14 protein-coding genes are annotated in these 15,683 nt (G+C 74.2%); 6 read left to right on the top strand and 8 right to left on the bottom strand.

Going from position 1 to position 15,683, the window contains the following annotated elements:
* Positions 1–68: 68 nt before the first annotated feature.
* From CAE01nite_RS05035 to fdhD, 3 genes are read right to left on the bottom strand one after another with little or no spacing between them, the layout of a single operon-like run.
* Positions 69–1,034, bottom strand: a complete 966-nt coding sequence (locus CAE01nite_RS05035; RefSeq protein WP_146900886.1) for an MEDS domain-containing protein — start codon at positions 1,032–1,034, stop codon at positions 69–71.
* Positions 1,031–1,939 carry an MEDS domain-containing protein gene (locus tag CAE01nite_RS05030; RefSeq protein ID WP_146900883.1) on the bottom strand — a complete coding sequence of 303 codons (909 nt, stop codon included), beginning with the start codon at positions 1,937–1,939 and terminating at the stop codon, positions 1,031–1,033. Before CAE01nite_RS05030 ends, CAE01nite_RS05035 begins: the two co-directional genes overlap by 4 nt.
* Positions 1,940–1,977: 38 nt before the next feature.
* Positions 1,978–2,940 (bottom strand): formate dehydrogenase accessory sulfurtransferase FdhD, encoded by a 963-nt coding sequence (gene fdhD / locus CAE01nite_RS05025; RefSeq protein ID WP_146900880.1) that lies wholly within the window; start codon positions 2,938–2,940, stop codon positions 1,978–1,980.
* A gap of 170 nt (positions 2,941–3,110) precedes the next feature.
* Between fdhD and fdhA the strand changes: the two genes are divergently transcribed.
* Positions 3,111–4,325, top strand: a complete 1,215-nt coding sequence (gene fdhA / locus CAE01nite_RS05020) for a formaldehyde dehydrogenase, glutathione-independent (protein ID WP_146900877.1) — start codon at positions 3,111–3,113, stop codon at positions 4,323–4,325.
* 127 nt (positions 4,326–4,452) lie between these two features.
* Here fdhA and CAE01nite_RS05015 read toward each other — a convergent pair whose 3' ends face one another.
* Positions 4,453–5,493 (bottom strand): TerC family protein, encoded by a 1,041-nt coding sequence (locus tag CAE01nite_RS05015; RefSeq protein ID WP_246131017.1) that lies wholly within the window; start codon positions 5,491–5,493, stop codon positions 4,453–4,455.
* Between the two features lie 541 nt (positions 5,494–6,034).
* Between CAE01nite_RS05015 and CAE01nite_RS05010 the strand changes: the two genes are divergently transcribed.
* Positions 6,035–6,616: a GNAT family N-acetyltransferase gene (locus CAE01nite_RS05010; protein WP_146900875.1), complete on the top strand. Its 582-nt coding sequence runs from the start codon at positions 6,035–6,037 to the stop codon at positions 6,614–6,616.
* A 7-nt stretch (positions 6,617–6,623) separates the two neighbouring features.
* Here the strand turns inward: CAE01nite_RS05010 and CAE01nite_RS05005 are convergent, their stop codons facing one another.
* Positions 6,624–7,412 (bottom strand): PIG-L deacetylase family protein, encoded by a 789-nt coding sequence (locus CAE01nite_RS05005; RefSeq protein ID WP_146900872.1) that lies wholly within the window; start codon positions 7,410–7,412, stop codon positions 6,624–6,626.
* 223 nt (positions 7,413–7,635) lie between these two features.
* Between CAE01nite_RS05005 and CAE01nite_RS05000 the strand changes: the two genes are divergently transcribed.
* On the top strand, positions 7,636–8,826 hold the full coding sequence (locus CAE01nite_RS05000) for a ScyD/ScyE family protein (protein WP_186816427.1): 1,191 nt from the start codon (positions 7,636–7,638) through the stop codon (positions 8,824–8,826).
* A gap of 97 nt (positions 8,827–8,923) precedes the next feature.
* Here CAE01nite_RS05000 and CAE01nite_RS04995 read toward each other — a convergent pair whose 3' ends face one another.
* From CAE01nite_RS04995 to CAE01nite_RS04985, 3 genes are all read right to left on the bottom strand, one after another.
* Entirely contained in the window at positions 8,924–9,511 is a 588-nt protein-coding gene (locus tag CAE01nite_RS04995) for a DUF1990 domain-containing protein (protein ID WP_246131016.1), read from the bottom strand.
* 68 nt (positions 9,512–9,579) lie between these two features.
* Positions 9,580–10,836, bottom strand: a complete 1,257-nt coding sequence (locus tag CAE01nite_RS04990) for a GGDEF domain-containing protein (RefSeq protein ID WP_146900866.1) — start codon at positions 10,834–10,836, stop codon at positions 9,580–9,582.
* 187 nt (positions 10,837–11,023) lie between these two features.
* On the bottom strand, positions 11,024–11,362 hold the full coding sequence (locus CAE01nite_RS04985) for a hypothetical protein (protein WP_146900863.1): 339 nt from the start codon (positions 11,360–11,362) through the stop codon (positions 11,024–11,026).
* A gap of 62 nt (positions 11,363–11,424) precedes the next feature.
* On the opposite strand from CAE01nite_RS04985, the gene CAE01nite_RS04980 reads away from it, so the two are divergent.
* The 3 genes from CAE01nite_RS04980 to CAE01nite_RS04970 form a co-directional block, all read left to right on the top strand.
* Positions 11,425–13,401 (top strand): PAS domain S-box protein, encoded by a 1,977-nt coding sequence (locus tag CAE01nite_RS04980; protein WP_146900861.1) that lies wholly within the window; start codon positions 11,425–11,427, stop codon positions 13,399–13,401.
* Positions 13,402–13,472: 71 nt separating this feature from the next.
* Positions 13,473–14,213, top strand: a complete 741-nt coding sequence (locus CAE01nite_RS04975) for a response regulator (protein WP_222595829.1) — start codon at positions 13,473–13,475, stop codon at positions 14,211–14,213.
* A gap of 262 nt (positions 14,214–14,475) precedes the next feature.
* The coding region (locus tag CAE01nite_RS04970; RefSeq protein ID WP_146900855.1) for an ABC transporter substrate-binding protein at positions 14,476–15,683 on the top strand (1,208 nt) is incomplete at its 3' end.

The following is a 15,683-nucleotide window of genomic DNA, read 5'->3' as shown; positions in this document are numbered from 1 at the left end:
GGCGCAGCGCTTCACGAGGATCTGGGCTGCGCGAGCGGCTCCCGCGTGGCTCACCAGGCGACGGCGCCTCAGGACGCCTCGGCGGCCCCGGTCCCGCAGGACACCGAGAACGTGATCGTGTACCCGTCGGCCGACACGCGGTGGTGCACGTCGTCGAGCAGGTGGTGCACGATCGCCATCCCCCGCCCGGACTCCGCCTCCCGGGAGGGTTGCGGCAGCAGGCCCACCAGCGGGTCCGGCCCGGTGCCCGTGTCGCTGACCGCGACCGTGACCCGGCCGCTGGCCACCCAGGCCCGGAGGACGACCGGCGGGCTGCCGTGCAGACGGCCGTTCGCGACCGCCTCGCTCGTGGCCAGCACCGAGGCCTCGACGGCGGACGCGTCCAGCCCCGCTCGCGTGCCCAGCTGCCGGACCGTCGCGCGGGCCTGCGCCGCCGTGGGCTCGGTGAGGCTGAGGGTCGGCTCCGAGAAGGCGCGGGGGTGCGGGGCGCTGCGCAGGTAGCCCGCGACGTGGTCGTCGAAGCCGGCGAACGCGGCGTTGAGGTCCGGACCCTGCGCCGTCCGGACGTGCGAGTGCGTGGCGAGCAGGTCCTCCACCATGCCGTCGGACACCGACCGGCTGTCGTAGGCGCAGGTGCCGCGGATGGGGAACGGCGCGAGCGTGACGTTGACCGCGGCCTCGTAGCGGCGCCACTCGCGCCACCCGGCGGCGGTCATCGTCGGCATCTGGTTGACGACCCGGGTCGGTCGGACGCCGGCCCCCAGGTCGTTCAGGAGGATCAGGAAGCGGTGCAGGTCCCGCGCGGGGTGCCGGGCGCCCGACGGTGCGGCGACCGTGTGGACGCGGCTGCCGTCCGGGACCGCCCGGACGACGGCGTCGACGAACGTCGGCTCGCCCTGGACCACGACGACGTCGTCGTCGGCCTCCCCCTCGGCGACGTACGACACCACGAGGTCGAGCAGGTCCGCCGGCCCGTCGTGGAGCACCAGCTCGTGCCGCAGGACCGCCCCCGGTCCGCCGTCGTGGAGGCTCATGGCGTCCCCGCGGCCACGACGCGGTCGAGCTCGAGGAACCGCACCATCCACCGGGTCACCGGGCTCGCCGCGTCGAGCCGCACCGTGCAGTCCAGCGCACGGGCGGCGCGGTCGAGCGCAAGCAGTGCGGCGTGGCTCATGAAGTGCGCCTCGGAGACGTCGATGCGGATGGTTCCTCCAGTGTCGGTGACCACGCGCAGCACCGCGCGGTACAGGTCGCCGGCACTGGCCGAGTCCACCTCGCCGGCCAGTGCCACGGTGCGCTCCCGTGCCACGGTGCGCTCCTGCGGCAGCGCGCGGAACAGGAACGGGGACAGCGGCTCGGTCGTGAAGGAGTGCACGCACGCGACCTCGGCGACGGTGGCGGGGCCCAGCTCGTCGACGTCGAAGCCGCACAGGATGGTCACCGGCGCCGTGACGGTGGCCGCGTCCATGACGTGCTCCGCGGCCACGAACCGCTCACGCCGCTCCCTGCTGCGGACGACCTCGGTCGCGTCGGTCACGATCCGCAGCCCGGCGAAGCCGTCCGCCACCGCCTCCGCCGCGAGGTGACGGGGGCTGCGACGCGCGTCCGCCGACGCGCCGTCCGCCGACGGGCCGCCCGCCGACGCGCCGTCCGCCGACGCGCCGCCCGCCCGGAGGTCGGGCGCCCATGACAGCGTGACGAGGACGGGCTCCCCCCGGACCTGCGTGGGCAGGACCGTCCGGCCGGCGGCCCGCATCGTGGCGACCAGGCCCCGGGCGGTGTCCTGGCCGTCGAGGACCAGCACCCTCTCGTGCCGGTCCAGCCCCTCCCGCGTGTAGCGCTCGGCGACGTGGGCGAACTCCCTCGCCCCGCGGAACGCCCAGCAGACATGGGTCTGCGGCGGGACCGCGACGGCCGGTACCTGGAACCTGGAGGACATGTCGGTCCACCTTCCCCCCGTCACCGCCACCCTAGGTGTCAAACGGCGCCGGCGCGACGGTCGGGCCCCGGGAGGCTCCGGCCGGGAGCCGGAGCCGGTGCCGGAGCCGTGCGGGGACGGTCGCCGCCGGTGAGGTCCGGGTCGGGTGCGTCCGCCTCCGCCGGCACCAGGCGGTGCCCGTGCGTGTAGGCGTTCAGGTGCTCGCCCCGGTTGAACCCGACCACCGTGACCCCGAGCTCGGCGCCCAGCTCCACCGCGAGCGCGGATGGCGCGGACACCGCCGACAGCACCGGGATGCCGGCCATCGCCGCCTTCTGCACGAGCTCGAAGGACGCCCGTCCCGACACCTGCAGGACGGCGCCGGACGCGGGCAGCCGTGCGTGCAGCAGCGCCCAGCCCACGACCTTGTCGACAGCGTTGTGCCGCCCGACGTCCTCACGCAGGCAGACGAGCTCGGGCTCCCCGCCGTGGGCGGCGGGGACGAACAGCCCCGCGGCGTGGACCCCGCCCGTGCGCCCGAAGACGTCCTGCCGCTCGCGCAGCCGGTCCGGCATCGCCAGCAGGTGGTCGAGCCGCACCGCGACCGTGTCCGCGGCGACGTCGTAGGGGGAGACCTTGCGGACGGCGTCGATCGACGCCGTCCCGCACACCCCGCAGCTGCTGGACGTGTAGACGTGACGCTCCAGGGAGGTGTCGGGCAGCGGCACCCCGGCGGCCAGGCGCACGTCGACGACGTTGAGGTCGCGCTCGCCCGTCGCGGTGACTCCCCCGCGGTACTCCACCCGCGCGATCTGCTCGGCGGTGCGCACCACGCCCTCGGACACCAGGAACCCGGCGACCAGGTCGACGTCGTGCCCGGGGGTGCGCATGGTGACGCTGAACGACGTGCCCTGCACGCGGATCTCCAGCGGCTCCTCACCGGCCAGGACGTCGGCCCGCTCGCGGACCACGCCGGTCGCCGTCATGCGCTGCACCCGCCACCCGCGCGTCACCCGTGCCATGGCCGCATCCTCGCGCACGGGAGGACGGGACGGGTCGGGACGCCGGTCGCGACGGCAGCGCGGACCGCGGTGCCTGGCGTGCGGACCTGGTGCTGGGACGGGCGACCTCCCTAGGGTGGATCGGACACGAGGCCGCCCCTCGGGCGGCTCACTGATCAAGGGAGATCGGCGTGTCAGGTAACAAGGCTGTGGCGTACAAGGGTCCCGGCAAGGTCGAGGTCATCGACATCGACTACCCCACGTTCGAGCTGAAGGACGGACCCGGCGTCAACCCGGCCAACGTGGGCCGGAAGGTCAACCACGGAGCGATCCTGCGGACCGTCGCGACGAACATCTGCGGGTCCGACCAGCACATGGTCCGTGGCCGCACGACTGCCCCGTCCGACCTCGTGCTGGGCCACGAGATCACCGGCGAGGTCGTCGAGGTGGGCTCCGACGTGGAGTTCATCAAGCCCGGGGACCTGGTGTCGGTCCCGTTCAACATCGCGTGCGGTCGCTGTCGCAACTGCAAGGAGCGCAAGACCGGCATCTGCCTCAACGTCAACCCCGACCGTCCCGGCAGCGCCTACGGGTACGTCGACATGGGCGGCTGGGTCGGCGGCCAGGCGGAGTACGTCCTGGTGCCGTACGCCGACTGGAACCTGCTGAAGTTCCCCGACCGCGACCAGGCGCTGGAGAAGATCCTCGACCTGGCGATGCTCTCGGACATCTTCCCCACCGGGTTCCACGGCGCCGTCACCGCGGGCGTCGGGGTCGGGTCGACGGTGTACGTCGCCGGCGCCGGACCGGTCGGCCTCGCCGCGGCCACCGGCGCGCTGCTGCTCGGCGCCGCCGCCGTGATCGTCGGCGACATGAACGCGGACCGGCTGGCGCAGGCGCGCAGCTTCGGCTGTGAGACGGTCGACCTCACCCAGGCCGGTCCGGCCGAGCAGATCGAGCAGATCCTCGGCGTCCCCGAGGTCGACTGCGCGGTCGACGCCGTGGGGTTCGAGGCCCGCGGCCACGGCAAGGACGCCGACCACGAGGCCCCGGCCACGGTGCTCAACTCGCTCATGGACATCACGGCGGCCGGTGGCGCCCTCGGCATCCCCGGGCTCTACGTCACGGGCGACCCCGGCGGCATCGACGAGGCGGCCAAGAAGGGCTCGCTGTCCCTGAGCCTGGGCACCGGGTGGGCGAAGTCGCTGTCCTTCACCACCGGCCAGTGCCCGGTGATGAAGTACAACCGCGGCCTGATGATGGCGATCCTCCACGACCGCGTGAGCATCGCGAAGAACGTCAACGCGAAGCCGATCAGTCTCGAGGAGGCTCCGCGTGGCTACGCGGAGTTCGACGCCGGCGCCGCGCAGAAGTACGTGCTCAACCCCAACGGCTACCTGAGCTGACCGACGCGCGCGCAGCGGCGGGCGGCCCCCTCGAGGGCCGCCCGCCGTCGTGCGTCCGGGCCGCGCGTGGCGCCGGCGCAGCCTGCGCCGCGGCACAGCCGGCTCCCGGGTGCTCCCCGGGGAGCGGTCAGTCGGCGGTGGAGCGGGCGGGCGTGGCCGGCTCGGCGACCTCGGCCGGGTCGCTCGCACCGTCCCCGCGGGTGGCGTGCAGGCTCGTGACGGTGGTGATCGCCAGCACCACGACGATGACCCCGAGCGAGGCCAGGGTCGGGATCGTCGGGACGCCGTCCCACACCCCGTGGGCCCAGTGCAGGACCAGCTTGACGCCGATGAAGCCGAGGATGGCGGCCAGGCCGTAGCCGAGGTGCACGAGCTTGCTGAGCGCCCCCTGCAGGACGAAGTACAGCGCCCGCAGACCCAGGAGCGCGAACGCGTTCGTCGCGAAGACGAGGTACGGGTCCCCGGTGATGCCGTAGACCGCGGGGACGGAGTCCACCGCGAACACCACGTCGGTCGCGAAGATGGCGGCGACGACGACGGCGAGCGGGGTCAGCATGCGCTTGCCACCCTCACGGACGCTCAGCCTCGGGCCGCGGTAGTCCTCGGTCACCGGCATGAACCGCCGGATCACCCGCACGGAGCGCAGGGACGACACGTCGACGTCGTGGTTCGTGCCCTTCATCTGGTCGCGCAGGATCTTCACCGCCGTGAGCAGGAGGATCGCGCCGAACAGCAGGAACGCCCAGCTGAGGTTGGCGAGCACGGCGGCGCCGACGGCGATGAAGATGCCCCGCAGCACCAGGGCCCCGACGATGCCGAAGAGCAGCACGCGCTGCTGGAACTCCGCGGGCACGGCGAACGCGGCCAGCAGGAGCATGAAGACGAACAGGTTGTCGACCGACAGGGACTTCTCGACGAGGTAACCGGTCAGGTACTCCACGCCCGTGCCGGACCCGTACCGGGACCAGATCCAGCCGCCGAACGCGAGCGGCAGGGCGATGTAGAACGTGCTCCACCCCAGGGCCTCCTTCATGGAGACCTCGTGGGGGCGGCGCGTGAGCAGGAAGTCCATGACCACCAGGGCCAGGACAGCGGCGATGGTGATGGCCCAGAGGCCGGGGGTCGCGATGCTCGTCAAGGCATCGGACGCAGGGGTGGCGAACAGCACGGAGTCTCCCTCGAGGGGTTCGGCTCCGGGGTCTCCTTCACCCTCCGCGCGGGAAGGCCGCCGTCCGAGGTCGCCATGGGGCGCCGTACTGACCGGAGCAGCGTCGGGGAAGTACTCCCCCCGTTGTCTTGCGGGTCAAGGAAACCACACGAACCGAGGCAGCGCCTACGTGGACCCGGTCACGCTTGGTGGACGGGTGCCGTCTGCTTTGCCGAGCTGTGACCCGAGGGGCGTCGACGGGTGCGCGGCCGATACCCCGGCGGTGGGGGCGGTCGGGACGCTAGCCTCCCGACGCGGGCCACGTCCCCCTGCACGCCGGCCCGCCCGCACGGACCCGCGACGACCCGTGACGACGGAGGGATCCGCATGCCGCTCGACCCTGACCCCGCCGAGCGGCCTCCGCTGCTCCAGGACGTACCCGGGAGGTCCGCGGTGCCGGGCGGCCCCCACCGGTCCCCCGGCATGTCGCACGGCCGCCTCGTCCGGACGCCGTCCCCGCCCCGGGTGACCCGCCGGCCGGGCCTCTCCGCCGGGGACCTTGATGCACGCTGAGCCGGCGGCGCCGTCGCCGCGCCGTCCACGGGTCCGCATCGTGCACCTGGACGCGGCGGCCTTCCGGGCCCTGGCCACCGGAGACCTCGCCGCGGCCGACGCCGCGAGCCCGGTGCCGCTGACCGAGTCGTTCGCGGACCCGGAGTGGCGCGGCGTGTGGCGCGTGCGCTGGGAGCAGGCCGAGCAGGACCCGTCCACGGCGGGGTGGGTCACCGGCGTCATCTGGGACGAGGACAGGCAGCTCGCGGTCGGCCGGGCCGGCTTCCACGGCCCGCCGGACCGGTCCGGGATGGTCGAGATCGGCTACGCCGTCGTGCCCGGGCTGCGCCGGCGCGGGTACGCCCGCGCGGCGCTCGAGGCGCTGCTCGCGCGCGCGGTCCAGGACCCGGACGTCCGCACCGTCCGGGTCAGCATCCGCCCCGACAACCTGCCGTCGCACGCGCTCGTCGGCCAGTACGGCTTCGTCGTCGTCGGCGAGCAGTGGGACGAGGAGGACGGCCTGGAGGTGGTGCTCGAACGCGACGCCGACGGGCCCGTCGAGCCGTCATCCCCCGGGCCGCCGGCCGGCTAAGGACCACTCAGTCCAGACCCTCGAAGATGTCGGTGAGGCAGGGCTCGTCCGGCTGCCGCGGCGGCCAGGCGAGCACGTGCGTCTCCCGGCTGCGCGAGCGAAGGAAGGACCCGTCCTCCACGCCGGCGGGCAGGAGCACGTGCCCCTGGCTGCGGTGCTCGAGGAGACCGGCCACGAGCTGCGGGAGCACCTCGGTCGTGCGGACGTCGACGCCGACGAGCTCGTCCGGCGTCCCGCGCAGGTGGTAGAGCCGGGTCGGCTCCCACAGCGGGTACCCGTGGGCGGCACGCCACGCCTGGTGCCGCTCGAACCACGACTGCCGGATGGCCCCGTGCAGCAGCCGGCGCAGACCGCCCCCGCCGTCGCGGCGGACCCGGTGGAACGCGGCGTCGGTCGCCGCGCCGACCGTGATGTGGTCCGGGTGGCCGGTGACGCCGTCCGGGCCGAACGTCACGACGACGTCCGGCCGCTCCTCGTCGAGGAAGCACGCGACGCAGTCCACCAGGTCGTCGAACGGCATCTGCTCCACGGCGCCGTCCGGGAGCCCCAGCCAGTCGTGCCGGGCGGGGACGCAGCCGACCGCGCGCCACGCCCGCTCGTCCTCCTCGCGACGCAGCGCCCCGAGCCCGGCCGGCCCGACGTCGACCCCGGGCGCCACCTCGCCGGCTGCGCCGTCGGTCGCGTGCAGCGCCACGACCCGGAAGTCGGGGTCCGCACGGTGGAGGGCGACCGACCCGAACGTCGCGTACGCCTCGTCGTCCGGGTGGGCGAAGCAGACCGCCAGCGTCCGGGTCATGACCAGGACGCTACGCGCGCACGCTCGCGACGCCCAGGTCTTTTCGGCCGCGGCGACGGTGGGGCCGCGAGGCGGGCAGATCGGGGCAAACGGGACATTGACGACATGCTCGTGCCACTGGGACCGTGGCTCGACCGCGGGTGGCGACGACACGCGCCCCTCCCACCCCTCCAGACCCCCACCGGCACGCCAGCCAGGGTCGACCCGCGTCGGGAGGTCCGTCATGCGAAGACTCCGCAGAGCGCTCGTCTGTGGTGCGGCCGCCGCCCTGGCGCTGCCGCTGGGTGTCGCGTCCGCCGTCGCCGACGACGAGGACGACACCGTCGTGATCGGCGACCCTGTGGTCGTCGCCGAGGGGCTCGACAGCCCGCGTGGGCTGGCACTGGACCGGCGAGGGAGCCTGTGGATCGCGCAGGCCGGGAGCGGCGGCGACGGGCCCTGCTTCCCCGGCGTCGTCGGCGAGACGTGCCTCGGCCCGAGCGGCAGGATCTCGGTCCTGCACGACCCGGACCAGGGCGTCGGCACGGTGCGGGACCACGTCACCGGCCTGCCCTCCCTGGCCGTGGAGGAGACCGGCGGCGAGGCCATCGGGCCGTCCGACGTCGCCTTCGACAGCCAGGGTCGGCTGCTCGCCACGATCGGGCTGGCCGCCGACCCGGGCATCCGGACGAGACCGGAGGCCGACGGCGGCATCGGGCCGTCGCCCCTGGCGTCGCGCCTGGACACGCTCAACCGGCTGGACCGGCGCTCGGGTGCGCTCGACCTGGTGGCCGACATCGGCGCGCACGAGCTGTCCGCCAACCCGGAGGAGGACGACTTCGACAGCAACCCCAACTCGGTCGCCGCGCGGGGGAACCGGACGTACGTGGCCGACGCGGGCGGCAACGCGCTGCTGCGCGTGCGCCGCAACGGTGACGTCGAGACCGTGTTCGTGTTCCCGCACGAGGCTCCCGTCCAGATCCCCGGCGCACCCCCCGGGGCGATGATCGAGGCCGACCCGGTCCCCAACTCCGTCGTCGTCGGGCCGGACGGGGCGTTCTACGTCGGCCAGCTCACCGGCTTCCCGTTCACGCCGGGCACCGCCACCGTGTGGCGCTTCGAGGTCGGGGAGGAGCCCACGGTCTACGCGGACGGGTTCACGAACATCATCGACCTGGCCTTCACCGAGGACGGCGACCTGCTCGTCCTGGAGATCGCCCACAACGGCCTGCTCGCCGCGTTCGGCCCCGACGGTGACTGGACCGGCGCGCTGATCCACGTCGACCGGCACGACACCAGCCGGCACACCGTCCTGCTCGAGGACCCGCTGTTCGCCCCGGGCGGGATCGCGGTGCGGGACGACCACGCGTACATCTCCAACCGCTCGGTGTTCGCCGGCGAGGGCGAGATCCTTCGGGTGCAGCTGGGTCACTGACGCCGACCCTGCACCGCCGGCGCCCCGGACCGCCTGCCGCGGTCCGGGGCGCTGACGCGTGCGGTCTCCGTCCGCGTGCGGTTCCCGTCCGTGCAGGTCAGGTCGGCGGGAGGCGGTCCGCGGCGCGGGCGGCGCGGGCGAGGGCTCGGACGTAGCGGTCGAGCAGCAGCGCCTGGACCGCGCGGGTCACCGGCGCGCCCGCCCGGGCCCACCACGTCGCGGGGCGCGACGACGCCTGGACCAGCACCTGCAGCCCGTCGTCCGTGAGCGTCACGAGGAACAGCTCCTCGCCGCTCTCGGGATGTCCGGGCAGGGTGCCGTAGGCGAACCCCTGTCGGCGGGGCTCGTCGATCACCGCCACCACCCGGCACGGCGCCCGCAGCCGGAACGGTCGGCGCCCGAGGTCCAGCACGACGACGCTCCCGAGCCGGACCCGCTCGTCGCTCGCCCGGACGGCGAGGCCGGCGTCGCGGTGCATGCCCCAGGTCAGCAGCAGCTCGGAGGCGGCGCGGAACGCCGGCTCGCCCTGCCCGATGCGGCGTGCCCGCGTGACCCGCGCGGGCCCCGGGACGGCGTCGGACATCGACGCGCCGACCCACGTGTAGGTGAGCGGCAGATCGGCGAGGCGGCGCGACCGGGCGATCCCCCGCTCCGCCCGGCGCACGTCCCGGTGCTGGTGGTCCACCCCCCCATCCTGGGGCCCGGTCCGCCGACGGCGGTCCAGCCGACCGGCTCGGGACGCGGGGACGCAGGTCAGACCAGCTGCGCCCGCTCCCGGTCCCCGGCGAACCGGTCCGTGCGGGGGTCGTAGACGGCCACCCCGCTGCCGGCGCCCTTCGCCACGTACATCGCCACGTCGGCGAGCTGCAGCAGGGTCTGGGCGTCGGCGGCGTGCCGCGGGTATACCGAGATCCCGAGCGAGGCCCGCAGCCTCACGGTGCGCCCGCCCACGTCGAGGGGCTCCTCGAGCGACGTGGTCACCCGCTCGGCCGCGCGTACGGCCTCGCCCTCCTCGGTGGCCGGCAGGATCACCGCGAACTCGTCGCCACCGAGCCGCGCCACCGTGCCCGACCCCCGGGTCGTCGCGCTCAGCCTCTCGGCGAACCCCACGAGCAGCTCGTCCCCGGCTGCGTGCCCGAGCGTGTCGTTGACCTCCTTGAAGCCGTCGAGGTCGATGAGGAACAGGGCGCACGGCTGGCCGGTCCGCTCCGCGGCGCCCAGGGTGTCGCCCAGCGAGCTCTGGAAGCCCGCCCGGTTCGGCAGGCCCGTGAGCGGGTCGTGACCCGCCAGGTGCTCCTGCTGCAGGGACATGCTGGCGGTCTTGTACACGAGCGCGAGCGGGATGAGCAGCAGCGGCAGCATCCCCCAGGCGTGCTCCGCGAGGACCACGACGACCGGTGACAGGGCGAGCACGGGGAACGTCGTGGTGACGTAGTAGCCCAGGTCCTCGGTCATGAGGGACCGGAACGAGTCGGCGTAGGACAGCACGCCCGAGACGAGCGCGTTGTTGGTCCAGAAGTAGGCGAGCCACGCGCCCACCACCCACCAGGTGTCCGCCGCCTCGAGGGCGTGCAGCGGCTCCTCGAGGGACGCCGCACGCCCGGCGAGGTGCATGACGAGCCACCCGGCTGCGAGGGAGACGTTGTACTGGCCGACGTTGAAGAGCAGCTTGGGGAGCGGCTTGCGTCGGCGCGCCTCGGACGCGATCGTCGCCAGGCTCTGCGCGATGACCGCGGGCCACAGCCCCCACATGAACATCAGGGCGAAGACGAACGCCGTCGAGAGGGTCACGCCCTGCGGGTCGTAGCGCCCGCTGACGATGATCGGGCGCACCTCGAGGACGACGAGCAGGGCCGCCGTCATGACCAGGGCAGGCCCGCCGAGCGACAGGAGCGCCCCGTCCCGGACCACCGCCGCCACGAGCAGCGCGACCCCCGTCAGCACACCGGACCACCACGTCACGGAGGACAGCGACAGGCGCGTGAGGACGAGCCCCTGATCGGCCGGCATCCCTGGTCCCCCTCCACGTCGGTGGCGCGACTCGCCCCCGCATGGTGTATCGGCCGCCACCGACACGACCGGAGCCGGTCCGGCAGCACGACCCTGCCGCGTCCCCCGACCGGCCCAGCGGGGACCGGCCGGTCGGCCACCCGACCGCGCGCCGGCGCCCGGCTGGGGACGTCCCCTCAGCCCCCGGTCACCGCCACAGGTGCTCGACCGTGTTGCTGTACAGCAGCGGCCCTCCGCCGTCCGCCGGGATGAAGCGCTCCGTCGAACGGTCGCCCGTCAGCGTCAGCCCGAGCACCTCCAGCTCGAAGTTCGCGATCAGCCGCATCAGGTCGTCGCGCTCGTGCCAGACGTTCGGGTCGTGGAAGACGTGGTCCCACACGGCCGGGCCGAGCGGCGCGTAGAGGATCGGCTGCCCCGCGCCGTACAGCGTCATCTCCCCGCGGTGCCGCCCGTTCTGGGCGTCCAGGGTCACGCTGAAGTGCGCACGGTCGACGGCGCGCAGGTCCTTGCTCTCGCTCTCTCTCATCCTCCCAAGCCTGCCGTCCCGGGCGACGAGAGCCAACTCGCCGCGCGGGCTACCGTCGGGCCATGACTCCCGAGGCGACGACCGTCGTGCTGGTCGACGACGCCCCCGAGGTCCGGTCGCTGCTCCGCACCCACCTGCGGCTGTCCGGCCGCTTCGTCGTCGTGGGCGAGGGCGGTTCCGGCCTCGACGCCGTCGAGCTCGCCGGGCAGCACCGGCCCGGCCTCATGCTGCTGGACGTCTCGATGCCCCGCATGGACGGTCTCGAGGCGCTGCCCCGTGTGCTGGTCGCCTCACCCGGCACGCGGGTGGTCCTCTTCACGGGGTTCGACGAGCGCGGCCTGGCGTCGCGGGGCCGCCAGCTCGGGGCCGCGGGCTTCCTGGAGAAGTCCCTGCCCCTGGACCGGCTCGCTGCGGCGCTCGACGAGCTGCTGGAGCGCGACGGCCGTGACGGCGAGCACGAGCGTGACGTCCCCCGCGGCGCGGCTCCTCGCGACGAGGGGGCCGGTGGCTCGACCGAGCAGCGCCCGGACCCGGCGGCGCACGTGCTGGGCGAGGACCTCGAGCGCTTCCGGGAGGTGTTCGAGGAGGCGGCCATCGGGATGGCGACGATGACCCTCACCGGCAGCGTGGTCCGCGCGAACCGCGCGCTGGCGGAGGTCCTGGACCGGCCGAACGACGAGCTGCTCGGCGCCGACTACGCCGACCTCACCACCGGCGGTGGGCAGGCCCGCGTCCGTGCGGCGGTCGAGGACCTCAACGCCGGCCGTGCCGACGTGGTCCAGGTCGAGCACGGCGTCGCCGGTGGCACTCGCCGGCTCGCCGCCACGATCGCCGTCGTCCGCGGCCGTGAGGGTCGCCCGCTCTACCTGTTCCTGCAGGCCCAGGACGTGACCGAGCGGCGGGCGGCGCAGGAGCGCCTGCGGCAGAGCGAGGAGCGGTTCCGGCTGCTGGTCGAGGCGGTGGAGGACTACGCCATCTTCATGCTGGACCCCACGGGACGGGTGGCGAGCTGGAACGTCGGCGCCCAGCGCATCAAGGGGTACTCCGCCGAGGAGATCATCGGCCAGCACTTCCGCCGCTTCTACCCTGTCGACAAGCAGGTCAGCCGGCACCCCGAGCACGAGCTGGAGATGGCGCTCCGCGACGGCCACTACGAGGAGGAGGGCTGGCGCGTCCGCAAGGACGGCACCACCTTCTGGGCGAACGTCGTGATCACGGCGGTCCGCAACGCGGCCGGCGAGCTCGTCGGGTTCGCCAAGGTGACCCGCGACATCACCGAGCGCCGGTACGCCAGCGAGCAGCGCGAGAGCGCCGCCGCGGCACTGACCGCGGCCAAGACGGACCTGGAGCAGATGAACGCCCGCCTGGTGCAGGCCGCCGCCGACCAGTCGCAGTTCCTCGCCGTGACCGCCCACGAGCTGCGGACGCCCGTCACCGTGCTGGGGGGCTCGGCGGACACGCTGTCCCGCTACTGGACGCAGCTCGCCGACGAGGAGCGCAGCGAGCTCTTCGAGGGGATGCGCAGCAGCGCGGCACGGCTTCGCCGGCTGCTCGGCGAGCTGCTCACCGCCTCGCGCCTGGAGGCGGGGGCGGTCCGGCTCGACCTGGGTCGGGTGGTGCTCGCCGAGGTCCTGCTCGCCGCCGCCGCGGCCGCCCGTCTCGCGCACCCCGGCCAGGAGATCGCCGTCGACGTCGACCCGGCGCTGACCGTCCGCGCCGACCACGACCGGCTGGCGCAGGCGGTGGACAACCTGCTCGGGAACGCGCTGCGGCACGGTGCGCCCCCCGTCCGCCTGACTGCCGCGCCGACCGGGAGCGGCGACGTCGTCGTCCGGGTCAGCGACCACGGGCCCGGTGTCCCCGAGGCCGTGCGGTCCCGGTTGTTCGAGCGGTTCGTGACCGGCGAGCAGCGTCGCGGCACCGGCCTCGGGCTGTTCATCGTGCGCGAGCTCGCGCGGGCGCACGGGGGGGACGCCTGGTACGAGCCCGCCGTCGACGGTGCGCCCAGCACCTTCGCGCTGTCCCTCCCGCGGGCATGACGGCGACGTCGTCCGTCCCGGCGCCGCGTCGGGTTCCTCGCGCGGCTGCGCACGGGGCTAATCTTCCACCCGTGGCTACCAGGGTCGTCCTCGTCGACGACGTACCGGAGGTCCGCCGCCTGGTGCGTACCGCGTTGCGCTTCCGCGGCGGCTTCGAGGTGGTGGGCGAGGCCGGCGACGGAGCCGAGGCGGTGCGGCTGGCCGGCGAGCTGCGCCCCGACCTCGTCGTCCTGGACCTCGGCCTGCCTGACATCGCGGGGCGCGAGGTGCTCACCCACCTGCGCGAGCAGTCCCCCGGCAGCAAGATCGTCGTCTTCTCCGGATGGCTGGACCCGGCCGAGCGCGCCTGGATCGCCGAGCGCGTCGAGGGCGTCGTGCTCAAGGACGCGGACCTGGACTACCTCCTCGACCTCCTCACCACGGTCGGCGTCCAGCAGGACGTCGCGGTCGTGGACCTGCCGCGCGACCTGCGCAGCGTCCGGGAGGCGCGACGGTTCCTGCGCGAGACGCTGGTCGGCTGGGACCTGTCCCAGGTCGAGGACACGTCGCAGATCGTCGTCAGCGAGCTCGTGACGAACGCGATCACCCACGCGGCGAGCGCCTGCCGGCTGCGGCTGTCCCGGCGCGGCGCGACCGTGCGCGTCGAGGTCGTCGACGGCGGGACCGGGACGCCGGACCCCCGGCCCCCGACGATCAGCGGCGAGAGCGGCCGTGGCATGCACATCGTGTCGGCGCTCGCCGTCGCCTGGGGCACCGAGCTGCTGGACGAGGGCGGCAAGGTCGTCTGGGCCGAGCTCCCGGTCGGAGCCTGACAGCAGCGGGTGCGTCGCCCCGGATCGCGGCGGCGGTCCGGGCAGCCGCTGACCGGCCGAGGTGCGCGGCCGTCCGACGCCGTCCCGCACGGGATCGCGCGCGGTCCGCCGGTGCCGTGACCGCCGTACGGAAGGTCCTTGACATCGTCGCCGGCGGCCACCACGCTGGGAAAGCGCCTTCCCCACCAGGCGGCGACTCCGACGACGGGGTCGCGCCCCGGCCGGCGACGACGCCGTCCGCAACCCGCAGCAGGAGGACCCCATGCGCACCAGCCCACGCTCCCCGCGCCGCCTGACCGCCCTCGCCGCCACGCTCACCGTCACCGCCCTGGCGCTGACCGCCTGCGGGCAGGGGGACCGCGGCGACGACGGCGCCGCCTCGGCCGAGGAGGAGGCGGCGTCCGGCGAGGCCGTCTCGATCCGGTTCGCCTGGTGGGGCTCGGACCACTACCACGAGATGTACCAGGAGGTCGCCGACGCCTTCATGGCCGAGAACCCCGACGTGGAGATCGTCACCGACTTCACCGACTGGGGCGGCTACTGGGACAAGCTGGCGACCACCGTCGCCGCCGGCGACACACCGGACGTGCTGATGCAGGAGCAGCGGTACCTGCGCGAGTACGCCGAGCGCGGCGTGCTGGCGGACCTGAGCCAGACCGACATCGCCACCGACGCCATGGACCAGGGGACGCTGGAGACCGGTGAGGTGGACGGCGAGCTGGTCGCCATCCCGACCGGCGTGAACGTCTTCTCCGTCCTGGCCAACACCAAGGTGTTCGCCGACGCGGGGGTGCCCCTGCCGGACGACACCACCTGGTCGTGGGAGGACTACGCGGAGGTCGCGACGCAGATCAGCGCCTCGGGGACCGGGGCGATCGGGCGCCAGGACCTGTGGAACGACGCCGCCTTCAACATCTTCGCGCGCCAGCGCGGCGAGCAGCTGTTCACCGAGGACGGCGAGCTCGGCTACACCGACGAGACGCTGGTCGACTTCTGGGAGGTCGCCCTGGGCCTGCAGGAGTCCGGGGGGCAGCCGCCCGCGTCCACCACCGTCGAGCTGGAGACGGTCGGGCCCGAGCGGTCGCTCGTGGCGACCAACGCGGGCGGCATGGTCCCGGAGTGGACCAACCAGCTCTCGGCGGTCGCGAACGCCGCCGGGCAGGACATCGAGCTCCTGCGGTGGCCCGGGGAGTCGCAGGGTGAGCGCACCGGCATGTACTTCAAGCCCGCGCTGTACGCGTCCATGTCCGCCCAGACCGAGCACCCCGAGGCGGCGGCGAGGTTCATCGACTTCATGCTCAACAGCGAGACCGCCGGCGACATCATCCTCGCCGACCTCGGCCTGCCGGCGAACCTGGACATCCGCGAGCGGATCGTCCCGAAGCTGCCCGAGGTGGACCGGCAGTCCGCGGAGTTCGTCGCCGACCTCGCAGACGAGGTCGTCGACAGCCCGCCGGTCCCGCCGGCGGG

The sequence above is a fragment of the Cellulomonas aerilata genome (assembly GCF_007991755.1).
Classification (GTDB): domain Bacteria; phylum Actinomycetota; class Actinomycetes; order Actinomycetales; family Cellulomonadaceae; genus Pengzhenrongella; species Pengzhenrongella aerilata.
Note: the sequence above shows the minus strand (reverse complement) of the source record. Positions and strands in the feature narration are given on the sequence as shown.